Origin of the sequence: Amycolatopsis sp. lyj-346, assembly GCF_046548975.1 — a bacterium.
Taxonomy (GTDB): domain Bacteria; phylum Actinomycetota; class Actinomycetes; order Mycobacteriales; family Pseudonocardiaceae; genus Amycolatopsis.
Map to the genome: position 1 here is coordinate 66123 of NZ_JAJPWT010000025.1, position 14000 is coordinate 80122.

The following is a 14000-nucleotide window of genomic DNA, read 5'->3' on the forward strand; positions in this document are numbered from 1 at the left end:
ACCTTCGTCGTCCGGTTCCGCCCGCGTGGTGGCCGGCGTGGCCGCGGCGGACGTCGTGTCGACCTCCGGATCACGCGTGTCGACCCCGGGATCACGCGTGTCGACTCTTCGCGCACACGAGCAGGCTCGCCGCTCGTGCAGGAAGGGTCGACACGCGTGATTGAGGAGCCGACACGCGTGATTGGAGGGACGACACGGTCAGGAGGTGAAGAGGCGGTCGAGGTAGTAGTCCACTGTGGAGATGGCCTCGGCCGGGGTGCGGTGGCCCATCAGGATTTCCGAGCCCTGGGAGTCCGCGATGGCCCAGAGCAGGGCGGCCTCGGTCTCGGGGTCGGCCCAGGCCGGGACGTCGCCCGCCTGCTGGGCCTGGCGGACCTGGTCGGCGAAGAACGCCAGGAGTTCCGGCATGCCTTCGCCGAAGGCCTTCGCCATCGCCGGGTCTGCCACGGCGCGGATGAAGTACGCGACGCCGATGAGGAAGTCGGCCTCGCTGTCGGGGTCGCGCGGCAGGATCTCCACCAGGCACGCGCGGAGGATCGACCGCGGGGTAGGCGGTCCTTCGGCCAGCACCTTGGCGGTGATCCGTGCGCTGCGCAGCTTGTGGCGGTGCTCGAGGGCGAACCGCAGCATTTCGTCCTTCGTCTTGAAGTAGTGCTGCACCGAGCCCATGGACATGCCCGCCTCGGCCGCGACCTGGCGCAGGCTGACGCCTTCCAGCCCGGCGCGCGTGGTCAGCCGTTGCAGTGCCTCGGCGATCTGCACCCGGCGCTGCTCGTGGTCCACCTGTTTCGGCAAGTCCGCTCCTGTTGTCATGCGATCGCATTGCGAAAACCCGGGCTCCGCCGTTACGATGCGATCGCATTGTAAAACAGTCTTGGGGGTGTCCGGTGGAGACCGGAAATTTACGGCTGCGGCCACCGCGCCACGCGCTCGACCGCCGCGCGATCGCCTGGTGGCGCACGCAGGGAGCACTCGCCTTCGGGCCCGTCGTGCTCGTGCTCGCGGTCCTCGGCCTGCTGATCCCGCCGGCCGCGTGGTGGCTGCTGGTGCCGGCCGCGGTGGTCGCCGTGCTGGGCGCGGCGTGGTGCGTGGTCCTGCCGCGGTGGTGGTTCGGCCTGCACCGCTGGGAGGTGACCGACACGGCCGTCTACGTGCGCTCGGGGTTCCTGTGGCAGGAGTGGCGGGTGGCCCCGCTGTCGCGGGTCCAGACGGTCGACACGCTGCGCGGCCCGCTCCAGCAGCACTTCGGCCTCGCGACGGTCACCGTGACGACGGCCTCGGCCCGCGGCGCGGTCCGGCTCCGCGGCCTCGGCGCGGAGGTCGCGGCCGAAGTGGCGGAGCAGCTGACCGAACGCACGGACGCCACGCCGGGGGATGCGACATGACCGGCTCGCCTCGCGATGGCGCCGCGGCCGGCTGGCGGCGGCTCGACCGGCGCACGCTCGGCGTCACCGCGATCGTCATGGCCGGGGTCGCCGTGTCCGCCGGCACCCCGGTCGCGATCGGGACCCGATCCCTCTGGATCCTCCCGGCCGCCGTGCTCCTCGTCGGCGCGGGCGTGCTCGTCGAATACGTCCGCTGGCGCCACACCCGGTTCCGCTGCACGGCCGAGCGCCTCGAAATCGAGTTCCGCTTCGCCGTCCACACGCGCAAATCGCTGTCCCGCGAACGGATCCGCAACGTGGACCTGACGGCCAACCCGCTGCACCGCCTGTTCGGCGTCGCGGCGCTGTCCATCGGCACCGGGGAGCACGAAACGCGGGTCACCCTCTCCCCGCTGGCCAGAGTGGACGCCGAAGCCCTGCGTGCCGAACTCCTGCACCGGCTCCGTGAACCGTCCACATCGGATGGTCTACTTGCGGCATTCGACCGGCGCTGGGTCCGTTACGCTCCCGTCTCCTTCGTTGCGCCGACGCTCGGCCTGGCCGCCTTCGGCACGCTGTTCAAGGTCGCGGACTGGTTCGGGGCCGGCGGCGGGCTGCTGAAGTGGCTGCTCGACCTCTTCGGCGACCTGCCGCTCGCCGTGAGCATCCTGCTGCTGCTCGCGCTGGCGATGGTCGTCGGCGTGGCCGGTGCCGTGGGCCTGTTCGCCGAGATGTGGGCGAACTACCGGCTGGACCGCGAACCCGGCGGCACCCTGCGCGTCCGCCGCGGGCTGCTGACCACGCGGTCGATCACCGTCGAGGAACGGCGCCTGCGCGGCGTCGAACTGGTCGAGCCGCTCGGCGCCCGGCTCGCCGGGGCCGCCCGGGTGGACGCCATCGCCACCGGCATGCGGGGTGACGACGACAAGACCGAGTCCAAGACGCTCCTGCCCGCGGCGCCGCGGGCGAAAGCGCACGAGGTGGCGGCACGGATCGCGGGCGAGCCCGTCGCGGCCGCCCGGCTCGTGCCGCACCCGGTGGCCGCCCGGGGACGGCGGCTGCGGTGGGCCCTGGTCACGGTGCTCGTGCCGGTGCTCGTCCTGCTGCTGCTCGGCGCGCTGCTCACCGACGTCCTGCTCGTGCTCGGCGGGGTCCTCGCCGTCGTCGCGCTGCCGGTGGCGGTCCCGCTCGCCTTGGACGCCTACCGCGCTCTCGGGCACGGCTTGTGCGGCCGCTACCTGGTGACGCGCGCGGGCTCGGTCCGGCGGAGCACGGCCGTGCTGACGCGGGACGGGGTGATCGGCTGGACCGTGAAGCAGTCGGTGTTCCAGCGCCGTCGCGGCCTCGCCACGTTCACCGCGACCACCGCGGCGGGCTCCGGCGCCTACGCCGTCCTCGACGCCGATGCCGGCGAAGGCCTCCAGTTCGCGGCGGACGCCGTGCCGGGGGTGCTGACGCCGTTCCTCGAGCCTTCGGTGCCCGCCGAAGCGTTGCGGACCTAGGTTCGAGGGCATGGACGAATTCCGTGCCCTGCACGTCCCCGGTTCCCCGCTGCTGCTGCCGAACGCGTGGGAGTTCGGCGTCGGCGCCTTTCTCGCCGCGCAGGGCTTCCGCGCACTGGGCACGACCAGCCTCGGCGTCTCCGCGGCGGCGGGGGAGCCGGACGGCGCGCCGTCGACGCGCGACGCGACCGTCGTCCTCGCCAGCCGCCTGGCGCGGCTGGACGTCCTCGTCAGCGTCGACATCGCCGACGGTTTCAGCGCGGACCCGGCCGCGGTCGCCGACCTCGCGGCCGAGCTGGCCGGCGCGGGCGTGGTGGGCGTCAACCTCGAAGACGGCCGGGCCGACGGCTCGCTCGCCGCGGTCGACGTCCAGTGCGCACTGGTCACGGCCGTGAAGGACCGGGTGCCCCACCTGTTCGTCAACGCGCGGACGGACACGCACTGGGCGGGCGACCGCTCGCTCGCCGAAGCCGAGCGGCGGGTGCGGGCGTACGCGGCGGCGGGCGCGGACGGCGTCTTCGTGCCCGGCCTCGCCGAGCCGGCGGACGTCGAGCGGATCGTCGCCGCCGGCGTGCCGCTCAACCTGCTGTTCCTGCCCGGGAAGGTCACCGTGGCCGGGCTGGCGGAGCTGGGTGTCGCGCGGGTCAGCCTGGGTTCGCTGGCGTACCGGATGGCGCTCGCCGCCGCGGCCGGAACCGCGCTGGCCGTGCGCGACGGCCGTGAGCTGCCACTGAGCCCGCCCTCCTACGCCGACGTCACCGCGCTGCTGCCGTGAACCCGCCGAAAATCGGGTGAACCGGCCCGGCCGGATCTGCTTGGGTCGCGGTATGCGTGCCTTCGGAACCGACTTCGCCGTCCCGCCCGGATACCTGAACACGCCCAGCGTGGGCATCCCGCCCGCGCCGGTGGCCGAGGCCGTGGCCGGCTCGGTGGAGCGGTGGCGGACCGGGGCGACCCGGCCGGGCGAGTTCGACGAGTACGTGGCGCGCTCGCGGGCCGGGTTCGCCCGGCTGCTCGGCGTCGAACCCGGGCGCGTCGCGAGCGGCGCGTCGGTCTCGCAGCTCGTCGCCAACGTCGCCGCGGCGCTGCCCGCCGGCACCCGCGTGCTCGCCGCCGAGGGCGACTTCACCAGCGTCACGTTCCCCTTCGCGGTGAACCTCGGCGTCACGGTGACCGAGGTGCCCCTGGACGTGCTGCCGTCGCGGGTCGAGGGCCACGACGTCGTCGCGGTGAGCGTCGTCCAGTCCGCCGACGGCCGGATCGCCGACCTCCCGGCGCTGCGGGCCGCGGCCGAGGCCGCCGGGGCGGCGGTGCTGCTCGACGCGACCCAGGCGGTCGGCTGGCTGCCCCTGGACGTCGCCTGGGCGGACTGGGTCGCCGGGGCGGGCTACAAGTGGCTCGGCGCGCCGCGTGGCAGCGCGTGGCTCGCGGTGCGGCCGGACGCGCAGGACCGCACCCGCGCGGTCGCGGCGAACTGGTACGCGGGGGAGGACCCCTGGGCCACGGTCTACGGCCTCCCGCTGCGCCTGGCCGGCGACGCCCGCGCGTTCGACCTCTCGCCCGTCTGGCTGGCCCAGGTCGGCTCGGCCGTGGCGCTGGAGTACTTCGCCGGCCTCGACCTCGCGCAGGTCCAGGCGCGCAACACCGGGCTCGCCGACGCGCTGCTGGAGAAGCTCGGGCTGCCGCCGCGCGGCACCGCGATCGTGTCGCTCGACGCGGACCCGGAGCGGGTCGCTTCGGCGGGCATCGTGTCGAGCGTCCGCGGCGGCCGGGTGCGGGTCGGCTTCCACCTCTACAACACCCTTGACGACGTCGAACGCCTCTTACCCGCATTCGAGTGAACTGCCGATAGCGGGTGAACTGACCCCCTGGGGGCCTGGGGGCGGAGCCCCCGGCGGGGGTCTGGGGGCAGAGCCCCCAGGAAAAGCACTACCGTAGGGCCTCGTGGTTGGTGCGCGATTCACCCCAGGCCCGTCCGATACGGCCCCGCTGGGCGCGGTGCCCCCGCAGCCCCGCCCGCCCGTGCCGGGCCCGCCGGCGCGTGACACCCGGTCCCTGCTGCTCAGGGGCGCCGGGCTGGTCGCGATCGCCGTCGTCTCCGGGCTGCTGTGGTTCCTGATCCGGCACGACTCGACACCGGACGAGCCGGTCGCGCAGCCGCCGGCGCAGAACACCGGGCAGTTCAAGTTCACGCTGGTCGCCGGGCCGGCGAAGACGACGGACTGCGTCGCGAAGTCCTACGGCAGGACGAAGGAGTTCTTCCAGGACAGCCCGTGCCAGTCGCTGGTCCGGGCGCTGTACACGACGGAGTCGGGGGGTGCGAAGGCGCTGGTGTCCGTCGCGCTGGTCGGCATGCCGGACTCGACGAAGGCGAAGGCCCTCAAGGCGCTGACGGAGAAGGACGGCACCGGCAACGTCACGGACCTGGTGAAGGACAAGACGTTCGCGGGCGACGGCACCCCGAGCGTGAGCGGCAGCGACGCGGCGTACGCGTCGAGGGTCGACGGCACGAACACGACGATCGTGCTGGCCGACTTCTACGCCAAGCACAAGGACAAGGAGCTGATCGAGCGGATCGCCGACGACGCCATCCGCCTGTCAGCCGACCTCCACTCCTGACCCGGCCCGCAAGCGCCCCAATGTGGCCTTGGGTGCGTTCAACGCACCCAATGTGGCCTTCGGTGCGTTCAACGCACCGAAGGCCACATTGGGGCGCTGTGGGCCGGGGTCAGCTCGACTGGCCGGGCAGGGCGATGGCGACCGGCTTCTCGCCCGCCTCCGACCGCCAAGGCGTGCCGCGCCGCGAGGCCGCCACCAGCGCGTGCAACGCCGTGGTGCGCAGACCGGCGTCGTCGGTGTGGTCGATCACCGCGAGCCACGCCGATGCGCAGTCCGCTTCGGCCGTCGCGACCACCTGGGCCGCCGACTTCGCGTCCGTCACCGGGTTCTTCGGCACGTACGCGGCCTCCGGGGGTACCGGGGTCGCGCCGGCCGCCGCGAGCGTCGTCTGCAGGAAGTCGCGGCGCAGGGCGTGCTCGGCCGCGCCGCTCTTCTCCGCGTCGCCGAAGTCGGCCGGCAAGAAGGCGCTGACCAGCCCGTACACCCACACCGCGGCGTGCTCGGCCGCGAGTGCCACCTGCAGCGGGTCCACCGCTTCCGGGGGCACCGCGCCGGCCGGGCCGGTGCCCACCTTCGCGGCGTCCTCGCCCGGGCCCAGCGCCGGGGCGATGCGCTGCAGGGACGCGCAGCCCGCCGCCACCGCCGCGACCAGCCCGGCGCGGTAGCGCGGCAGCCCGCCGACGAGGTCTTCGGCCTGCTTGCGCGCGGCCGCCAGGCGCTCTTTCAGGTCACCCAGTGCCGCGGGGGCCGGCGGGGCCGGTGACGACGGCGGCTTGGGCCGGTTCAGCCGGTCCACTTCGGACTTCAGGGCGGCCGCGTGTGCCGCGCGCGCGTCGGCGAGCTGGCCGGCGGCGTCGGCGTCCGCGCCCTTGGCCAGCGCCCGTGCGGCGTCGGCGTCCGCCTGGGCGGCGGCCAGCAGCGGTTGCAGCGGGTCGGGGCTTTCGTCGTAGCCGGGCCCGCAGGCGGCGAGGGGAACGGCCAATGCGGCCAGTGCCCCCGCGCGGAGGGCGCCGCGGCGGGTCAGCTCGGTCGGTCTTCCGGTCACGCCGCCCCATCCTGCCAGGCCCCGGGGCGGCCCCGCCGCTCGCGCGGGGTGAGCGGGCGACCGGATAAGCTGGTCCACCACCGACCCGAACCAAGGAGAGCCCCACGTGCCAGGAGAACTCGCCAGCCGGCTTCAGCCGATCGTGGCCGAAGCCGTCACCGCCGCGGGTTTCGACCTCGACTCGTTCGAGGTCCAGCAGGCCGGCCGGCGCCAGCTGGTCAAGGTCGTCGTCGACTCCGACGACGGGGTCGGGCTGGACGAGATCGCCGAGATCAGCCGCACGGTCTCGGCGACGCTCGACGAGAACGAGCACGTGCTCGCGAGCGCCTACACGCTGGAGGTCACCTCGCCGGGCCTCGACCGCCCGCTGACCCAGCCGCGGCACTGGCGGCGCGCGCGGTACCGCCTGGTGAAGGTCAGCCCGGCGGAGGGCGAACCCTTCGTCGGCCGGGTCGGTCACGCGGGCGCGGACGCCGCCCGCGTCCTGGCCGGCGGCAAGCTCCGCGACGTCCGCTACGCCGACGTGGCGAAGGCGGTCGTGGAGATCGAGTTCAAGCAGCCGCCCGCCGAGGACCTGAAACTGCTCGAAGACGACGCGTCCGGCATGATCGCTGCCGGTCAGGCCGAGACTGAGAAGGGGTCGAAGTGAACGTCGACATCGCCGCGCTACGGGCGATCGAACGGGACAAGGACATCCCCTTCGAAACGGTGATCGAGGCCATCGAGACGGCCTTGCTCACCGCTTACAAGCACACCGAAGGCCACCAGTCGCACGCCCGCGTCGACATCGACCGCAAGTCGGGCCTGGTGCGTGTGCTCGCGCACACACTGACCCACGACGGCCAGGTCGACGAGGAGTGGGACGACACCCCGGAGGGGTTCGGCCGGATCGCCGCCACCACCGCGCGCCAGGTCATCCTGCAGCGGCTGCGTGACGCCGAGCACGAGAAGACCTTCGGCGAGTTCTCCACCAAGGAGGGCGAGATCGTCGCCGGCGTCATCCAGCGCGACGCCCGCGCCAACGCGCGCGGCATGGTCGTGGTCCAGGTGGGTGACACCGAGGGCGTGCTGCCGTCCGGCGAGCAGGTCGCCGGGGAGTCCTACGAGCACGGCAGCCGGATCAAGGCGTACGTGGTCACGGTGTCGCGCAGCAACCGCGGCCCGCAGATCACGCTCTCGCGTTCGCACCCCAACCTGGTGCGCAAGCTGTTCGCGCTCGAGGTGCCGGAGATCGCCGACGGGACGGTGGAGATCGCCGCCGTGGCGCGCGAGCCGGGGCACCGCACGAAGATCGCGGTCAAGTCCACCGTGCCGGGCGTCAACGCCAAGGGCGCCTGCATCGGCCCGGTCGGAGCGCGCGTGCGGAACGTGATGAGCGAGCTGGCCGGCGAGAAGATCGACATCATCGACTTCTCGGAGGATCCCGCTCGCTTCGTCGGGAATGCACTGTCGCCCGCGAAGGTTGTCTCGGTACGAGTAGTGGACGAGCGGACGAAGACCGCCCGCGTCGTGGTGCCGGACTTCCAGCTGTCGCTGGCGATCGGCAAGGAGGGTCAGAACGCCCGCCTCGCCGCCCGCCTGACCGGCTGGCGGATCGACATTCGCAGCGATGCCGCACCCGCGGACGACGAGGGTGATCAAGACCACGCCCGTCCGTCGCGGCCCGCCGCGACAACCGGTTCGGCTGAGTGAAGGTCGAAGCGCTAGACTCAGGAGTGGTTCGAAGCCCGCGGCGGGTAGCCGAGCACCAGCCCCACCGGAATTCCCCGGTGCGGACTTGTGTCGGCTGCAAGCGGCGGGCCTTGATCGGTGAGCTGCTGCGCGTGGTCGCGGTGGACAGGCGGGTGGTCGTCGACGGACGTCGGCGGCTGCCGGGCCGGGGAGCGTGGCTGCATCCCGACCCGGACTGCCTGGCCAAGGCCGAACGGCGGCGAGCCTTCCCGAGAGCCTTGCGGGCTCCCGGGGCGCTCGATGCCCGTGAAGTCCGCGAGCACGTCGAGCGCACCACTACGCACCACGAAGCCGGGACATCCCCGGGTTCGCGAGGATTCGAGGAAGCAGGTCGACCCGTCATGAGTCAGCCGTGAAGCTGAAGCCATGAGCGTCAGACAATAAGGACGAGGTCAGCGGGTTTTCCGCCTGGCCTCCCCTAGATGAGGAGAGTTGTGCCAGGCAAGGCCCGCGTACACGAGCTCGCGAAAGAGCTCGGCATCACCAGCAAGGACGTGCTCGCGAAGTTGAAGGAACAGGGCGAGTTCGTCAAGTCCGCATCGTCCACGGTCGAGGCGCCCGTCGCCCGCCGTCTTCGCGACGCGTATGCCCCCAAGGGCGCCAAGAAGCCCACCCCCGGTCCGTCGGCGCGCCCCGGTCCGCCGGCCGCCAAGCCCGGTGCGCCCGCCGCCCCGAAGCCCCCCGCGCCTGCCCAGCAGGCTCCGGCGGCCAAGGCGGAGCCCGCCCCGGCCGCTCAGGCCCCGGCTCCGGTGGCACCCCAGCAGCAGGCGCCCGCGGCGTCGAAGCCGGCCACCCCGGGGCAGCGCCCCGGCCCCCGGCCCGGCCCGCGTCAGCAGCCTGCCGCACCCACACCCCAGGAGCAGGTTCCGGCCGCGAAAGCGGACGCGCCTGCCGCTCCCCGGCAGAACACCCCGGCCACGCCCCCCGCGGGCGGCACCGGTTCGGTCGTTCCGCCGAAGCCGCAGGGCCCCAAGCCCGGCGGTCCCAAGCCCGGCCCGCGCACCCCGCGCGTCGGCAACAACCCGTTCGGCGTCGGTTCCGGCGCTCCGCCGCGTCCGCAGGGGCCGCGCCCCGGTGGCGGCGGTCAGGGCGGCGACAACCGGCCCCCGCGTCCCGGCGGTGGCGCCGGCGGTGACCGTCCGGCCCCGCGGCCGGGTGGTGGCGCCGGTGGCAACCGGCCGAGCCCGGGCAACATGCCCCCGCGGCCGAACCCCGGCATGATGCCGGGCCGCACGCAGCGCCCGGCCGGTCCCGGTGGCGGCGCTCGTGGTGGTCCCGGTGGCGGCGCCCGTGGCGGCCCCGGCGGCGGCGCTCGTGGCGGCCCCGGTGGCGGTGGCGGTGGCGGCGGTTTCCGCGGCGGCCCCGGTGGCGGCGGCGGTGGCGGCGGCTTCCGTCCGGGTGGCGGCGGCGGTGGCGGCGGCGGCTTCCGTCCCGGTGGCGGCGGTCCCGGTGGCGGCGGCGGTGCCCCGGCCGGTGGCGGCGGTTTCCGTGGCGGCGGCGGTGGCCGTGGCGGCCCCGGTGGCCGTGGCGGTACCGCGGGTGCCTTCGGGCGTCCGGGTGGTCCCTCGCGCAAGGGTCGCAAGTCGAAGCGGCAGAAGCGCCAGGAGTACATGGACAACATGCAGGCGCCCAGCGTCGGCGGCGTCCGCTTGCCCAAGGGGCAGGGCGAGACGATCCGGCTGCCGCGTGGTGCCTCGCTGACCGACTTCGCCGAGAAGATCGACGCCAACCCGGCTTCGCTGGTGCAGGTGCTCTTCCACCTCGGCGAGATGGTCACCGCGACGCAGTCCGTGTCGGACGACATCCTCGAGCTGCTCGGCGGCGAAATGAACTACAACGTTCAGGTCGTCAGCCCCGAGGAGGAGGACCGCGAGCTGCTGGAGACCTTCGACATCACCTACGGCGACGACGCGGGTGGCGAAGAGGATCTGCAGGTCAGGCCGCCGGTCGTGACCATCATGGGTCACGTCGACCACGGTAAGACCCGCCTGCTCGACACGATCCGGAAGACGAAGGTCCGCGAGAGCGAGGCCGGCGGCATCACGCAGCACATCGGTGCGTACCAGATCGAAACCGAGCTCGAGGGCAACCCGCGCCTGATCACCTTCATCGACACCCCGGGTCACGAGGCGTTCACCGCCATGCGTGCCCGTGGTGCGAACTCGACCGACATCGCGGTGATCGTGGTGGCGGCCGACGACGGTGTGATGCCGCAGACGGTCGAGGCGATCAACCACGCGCAGGCCGCCAAGGCCCCGATCGTGGTCGCGATCAACAAGATCGACAAGGAAGGCGCGAACCCGGACAAGATCCGGCAGCAGCTGACCGAGTACGGCCTGGTCGCCGAGGAGTACGGCGGCGACACGATGTTCGTCGAGATCTCCGCGCGGCAGAACATCAACATCGACGGCCTGCTCGAGGCGATCCTGCTGACCGCCGACGCCGCTCTGGACCTCCGGGCCAACCCGGACATGGAGGCCCAGGGTGTCGCGATCGAGGCACACCTCGACCGCGGCCGCGGCCCGGTGGCCACCGTCCTGGTCCAGCGCGGCACGCTGCGCGTCGGTGACTCGGTCGTGGCGGGTGACGCCTACGGCCGCGTCCGCCGGATGGTCGACGAGCACAACGTCGACGTCACCGAGGCGCTGCCGTCGCGTCCCGTCCAGGTCATCGGGTTCACCTCGGTGCCGGGTGCGGGCGACACCTTCCTGGTGGTCGACGAGGACCGCGTCGCCCGGCAGATCGCCGAGCGCCGTTCCGCTCGTACTCGCAACGCGCTCAACGCGTCGCGTCGCAAGCGGGTCAGCCTCGAGGACCTCGACTCCGCCTTGAAGGAGACGAACAGCCTCAACCTGATCATCAAGGGTGACAACTCGGGCACCGTCGAGGCCCTCGAAGCCTCGCTGCTCCAGCTGGACGTCGGCGACGAGGTCGAGCTGAACGTGGTCCACCGCGGTGTCGGTGGCGTGACCGAGTCGGACATCGACCTGGCGACCGCGTCCGACGCGATCGTCCTCGGGTTCAACGTCCGCGCCCAGGGCAAGGCGACCGAGCGGGCCACCCGCGAGGGCGTCGACGTCCGGTACTACACGGTCATCTACCAGGCGATCGACGAGATCGAGCAGGCCCTCAAGGGCATGCTCAAGCCGGAGTACGAAGAGGTCGAGCTGGGCCGCGCGGAGGTCCGCGAGGTCTTCAAGTCCTCCAAGATCGGCACGATCGCGGGTTGCCTGGTCATGTCCGGCGAGATCCGGCGCAACGCCCGGGCCCGTCTGCTCCGCGACGGCACCGTCGTGGCGGAGAACCTGCCGATCAGCTCGCTGCGGCGGTTCAAGGACGACGTGGTCGAGGTCCGCGAGGGCTACGAGTGCGGTCTGACGCTCGGTTCGTACGGCGACCTCAAGGTCGGCGATTCGATCGAGACGTACGAGCAGCGCGAGAAGCCGCGAGCGTAAAGATGTACGGCACCGGGTGTGCGTTTTCGCGCACACCCGGTGTCTCCCTACTACACCACCCAAACTGCCTATGTTCGTCGGAGCTCTCGAGCTCGACATCCTGCTCGGCGACGTCCATTCGCTGAAGCAGAAGCGATCCGTGGTCCGTCCGGTGCTGGCCGAAGTGCGCAAGCGCTTCGCCGTGTCGGTCGCCGAAGCCGGACACACCGATCTGCACCGCCGGGCCCTCATCGGGGTGGCCGTGGTCGCCGAAGGTGGCGAGCACGTCCGTGACGTGCTCGACTCGTGTGAGCGGTACGTGGCGAGCCGGCCGGAATTCGAACTGCTCTCCGCCCACCGCCGCCTGCTCGGTCCCGACGATTGAATTTCTCTAGGAGAACGACATGGCTGATCCTGCTCGGGCTCGCAAGCTCGCCAAGCGGATCTCGCAGATCGTCGCGTCGGCGATCGAACACGAGGTCAAGGACTCCCGGCTGGACTACGTGACCATCACGGACACGAAGGTCACCGGTGACCTGCACGACGCCACGGTGTACTACACGGTGCTCGGCGAGAAGCTGGACGTCCCCCCGGACTTCGCCGGTGCCGCCGCCGCGCTCGAATCGGCGCGCGGGATGCTGCGCTCGAAGGTCGGGCAGGGCACCGGCGTTCGCTACACGCCGACGCTGACCTTCGTCGCCGACACGATTCCCGAGGAGTCGAAGCGGATCGAAGACCTCCTGGCCAAGGCCCGCGAGGCCGACGCGGAGGTTGCGCGCCGCGCGACCGGCGCCCAGCACGCCGGCGAACCCGACCCGTACAAGGCCCCTCGCGAAGAGGCCGAAGAAGACGAGCTCGCGGAGGAAGAGAGCCGGGGCTGACCCGTGCTCTCCCGCCGCGGCCTGCTCGCCGGCAGCGCACTGGCGCTGCTGGCGGGCTGCTCGTCACCACCGTCCGGGCCGCCGCCCGGCCCGCCCGCGGTGCCGGAACCGACCCACCCGGCGGCGTTGCGCGACCCGGTGACGGTGCAGCGCATGCACTCGGCGGCCCGCGGCACCGACGTCGACCTGGTGCTCATCACGCCCGAAGGCGTCCCGGCCTCGGGCCTGCCGGTGTGCCTGGCCCTGCACGGCCGCGGCGCCCGGGCGCGGACGTTCGTCTCGCTCGGCGTCCCGGCTTTACTGTCGGCGGCGGTCCGCGCCGGCACCCCGCCGTTCGCCATCGCGGCCATCGACGGCGACCACTATTGGGTGAACGTCGGCGGCAGCGACGACCCGCAGCGCATGCTCACCGACGAAGTCCCCGGCTGGCTGGCCGCCCGCGACCTGCGTCCGGCGGCCGCGGTGTTCGGTATCTCGATGGGTGGTTTCGGCGCCCTGCGCTTCGCCCGCGCCCACCCGGACCTGAAGGCGGTGGCGACGGCGAGCGCGGCGTTGTTCGTCAGCTGGCCGGACGCCCGCAGCCGCAAGGTGTTCGCGGACGAGGCGAACTGGCGCGCGGAGGAACCTCTGCTGCACACTGCTGATCTGCGCCCCGCGGGCCTCGGCGTGTGGTGCGGCGAGTCGGACCCCTTCCGGGGCGCGGACCGTCGGCTGGTGAAGGCGGTTTCGCCGGAAGTGTCCCGGTTCTCCCCGGGTGGGCACGATGACGAATACTGGCGAGGCGTACTGCCGGAGATCTTGAAGTTCGTGGGGGAGCGCCTGTCGTGACCGACCCGTCCGGCCTGTCCAAGGCCGTCTGGACCGACGCCGACTTCCCGCAGATGGGCTGGCACGACAGCCGCATCCACGCGCTCGGCTTCCTCGAGGACGACGACCTGCCGCCGGGCCGGCTCCTGCTGGACCTGGACTACATCGTCTGCTGGGTCGAGCCCGCCCGGAGGCAGAAGCACTTCACGTTCTGGGTCGCCCCGGCGACCCTGGTGTTCGACCAGGCCTGGGACATCACCGGCGACCTCGGCCCGCTGCACGGAAGCCTGGAGATCGCGGACCTCCACCGCCTCGACCCGCCGGACGACCACCCGGACCCGATGTGGCACATCGAAGGGCACGAGTTCGAGCTGAAGCTCCGGGCGAGCGGCTTCCGGCAGTACATCCGCACGCCGCCGCAGCACGTCTCCCGGCAGGTCCTGACCATGACCGAGCGTGGGGGCCTCGGCTTCGCCGAGCAGGCGTTCGCCTAAGACCGCATCTCATTTGGTTGTGTTGCCGGGTGGACGATATCGTTGATCAGCGATGACTGATGTGGAGAAGTGGTGCCCGGAGTCGTTGTGGCTGCTGGCGTACCCGCTGTTGCCCGATGTGCC

15 protein-coding genes are annotated in these 14000 nt (G+C 72.6%); 13 read left to right on the forward strand and 2 right to left on the reverse strand.

Annotation, left to right across the window (positions count from 1 at the left end; translation table 11 throughout):
• Positions 1 to 198: 198 nt before the first annotated feature.
• The gene (locus ACLJQE_RS42405; RefSeq protein WP_410645485.1) at positions 199 to 795 is read right to left on the reverse strand and encodes a TetR/AcrR family transcriptional regulator; all 597 of its coding nucleotides are present in this window, start codon (positions 793 to 795) and stop codon (positions 199 to 201) included.
• 92 nt (positions 796 to 887) lie between these two features.
• On the opposite strand from ACLJQE_RS42405, the gene ACLJQE_RS42410 reads away from it, so the two are divergent.
• From ACLJQE_RS42410 to ACLJQE_RS42430, 5 genes are all read left to right on the forward strand, one after another.
• Positions 888 to 1385 carry a PH domain-containing protein gene (locus ACLJQE_RS42410; RefSeq protein WP_410645486.1) on the forward strand — a complete coding sequence of 166 codons (498 nt, stop codon included), beginning with the start codon at positions 888 to 890 and terminating at the stop codon, positions 1383 to 1385.
• Positions 1382 to 2866, forward strand: coding sequence for a PH domain-containing protein (locus ACLJQE_RS42415; protein WP_410645487.1), 1485 nt, complete (start codon positions 1382 to 1384; stop codon positions 2864 to 2866). The genes ACLJQE_RS42410 and ACLJQE_RS42415 overlap by 4 nt, the downstream gene beginning before the upstream one ends.
• A 10-nt stretch (positions 2867 to 2876) precedes the next feature.
• Positions 2877 to 3641 (forward strand): isocitrate lyase/phosphoenolpyruvate mutase family protein, encoded by a 765-nt coding sequence (locus ACLJQE_RS42420; RefSeq protein ID WP_410645488.1) that lies wholly within the window; start codon positions 2877 to 2879, stop codon positions 3639 to 3641.
• A 52-nt stretch (positions 3642 to 3693) separates the two neighbouring features.
• Positions 3694 to 4707, forward strand: a complete 1014-nt coding sequence (locus ACLJQE_RS42425; RefSeq protein WP_410645489.1) for an aminotransferase class V-fold PLP-dependent enzyme — start codon at positions 3694 to 3696, stop codon at positions 4705 to 4707.
• Positions 4708 to 4888: 181 nt separating this feature from the next.
• Positions 4889 to 5485, forward strand: a complete 597-nt coding sequence (locus tag ACLJQE_RS42430; protein WP_410645511.1) for a hypothetical protein — start codon at positions 4889 to 4891, stop codon at positions 5483 to 5485.
• A gap of 109 nt (positions 5486 to 5594) precedes the next feature.
• Here ACLJQE_RS42430 and ACLJQE_RS42435 read toward each other — a convergent pair whose 3' ends face one another.
• Positions 5595 to 6530 (reverse strand): ferritin-like domain-containing protein, encoded by a 936-nt coding sequence (locus tag ACLJQE_RS42435; RefSeq protein WP_410645491.1) that lies wholly within the window; start codon positions 6528 to 6530, stop codon positions 5595 to 5597.
• 106 nt (positions 6531 to 6636) lie between these two features.
• Here ACLJQE_RS42435 and rimP point away from each other — a divergent pair, with 106 nt between their 5' ends.
• From rimP to ACLJQE_RS42475, 8 genes are all read left to right on the forward strand, one after another.
• Positions 6637 to 7179, forward strand: a complete 543-nt coding sequence (gene rimP, locus ACLJQE_RS42440; protein WP_410645493.1) for a ribosome maturation factor RimP — start codon at positions 6637 to 6639, stop codon at positions 7177 to 7179.
• On the forward strand, positions 7176 to 8222 hold the full coding sequence (gene nusA / locus ACLJQE_RS42445) for a transcription termination factor NusA (protein WP_410645495.1): 1047 nt from the start codon (positions 7176 to 7178) through the stop codon (positions 8220 to 8222). Before rimP ends, nusA begins: the two co-directional genes overlap by 4 nt.
• Positions 8223 to 8362: 140 nt before the next feature.
• Positions 8363 to 8617, forward strand: a complete 255-nt coding sequence (locus ACLJQE_RS42450) for a YlxR family protein (RefSeq protein ID WP_410645513.1) — start codon at positions 8363 to 8365, stop codon at positions 8615 to 8617.
• A gap of 78 nt (positions 8618 to 8695) precedes the next feature.
• Entirely contained in the window at positions 8696 to 11716 is a 3021-nt protein-coding gene (infB, locus tag ACLJQE_RS42455) for a translation initiation factor IF-2 (protein WP_410645497.1), read from the forward strand.
• Between the two features lie 70 nt (positions 11717 to 11786).
• Positions 11787 to 12080 (forward strand): DUF503 domain-containing protein, encoded by a 294-nt coding sequence (locus ACLJQE_RS42460; protein ID WP_410645499.1) that lies wholly within the window; start codon positions 11787 to 11789, stop codon positions 12078 to 12080.
• 19 nt (positions 12081 to 12099) lie between these two features.
• Positions 12100 to 12576: a 30S ribosome-binding factor RbfA gene (rbfA, locus tag ACLJQE_RS42465; protein WP_410645501.1), complete on the forward strand. Its 477-nt coding sequence runs from the start codon at positions 12100 to 12102 to the stop codon at positions 12574 to 12576.
• Between the two features lie 3 nt (positions 12577 to 12579).
• A complete protein-coding gene (locus ACLJQE_RS42470) occupies positions 12580 to 13404 on the forward strand; it encodes an alpha/beta hydrolase (RefSeq protein ID WP_410645503.1) in 825 nt (274 codons plus the stop codon).
• Positions 13401 to 13877: a hypothetical protein gene (locus ACLJQE_RS42475; RefSeq protein WP_410645505.1), complete on the forward strand. Its 477-nt coding sequence runs from the start codon at positions 13401 to 13403 to the stop codon at positions 13875 to 13877. Before ACLJQE_RS42470 ends, ACLJQE_RS42475 begins: the two co-directional genes overlap by 4 nt.
• Positions 13878 to 14000 lie beyond the last annotated feature (123 nt).

Bases quoted from the DNA above. Each gene is read 5' to 3' on its own strand.
- rbfA (WP_410645501.1), top strand. From the start codon at position 12,100: ATGGCTGATCCTGCTCGGGCTCGCAAGCTCGCCAAGCGGATCTCGCAG.
- ACLJQE_RS42415 (WP_410645487.1), top strand. From the start codon at position 1,382: ATGACCGGCTCGCCTCGCGATGGCGCCGCGGCCGGCTGGCGGCGGCTC.
- ACLJQE_RS42460 (WP_410645499.1), top strand. From the start codon at position 11,787: ATGTTCGTCGGAGCTCTCGAGCTCGACATCCTGCTCGGCGACGTCCAT.
- ACLJQE_RS42420 (WP_410645488.1), top strand. From the start codon at position 2,877: ATGGACGAATTCCGTGCCCTGCACGTCCCCGGTTCCCCGCTGCTGCTG.
- ACLJQE_RS42425 (WP_410645489.1), top strand. From the start codon at position 3,694: ATGCGTGCCTTCGGAACCGACTTCGCCGTCCCGCCCGGATACCTGAAC.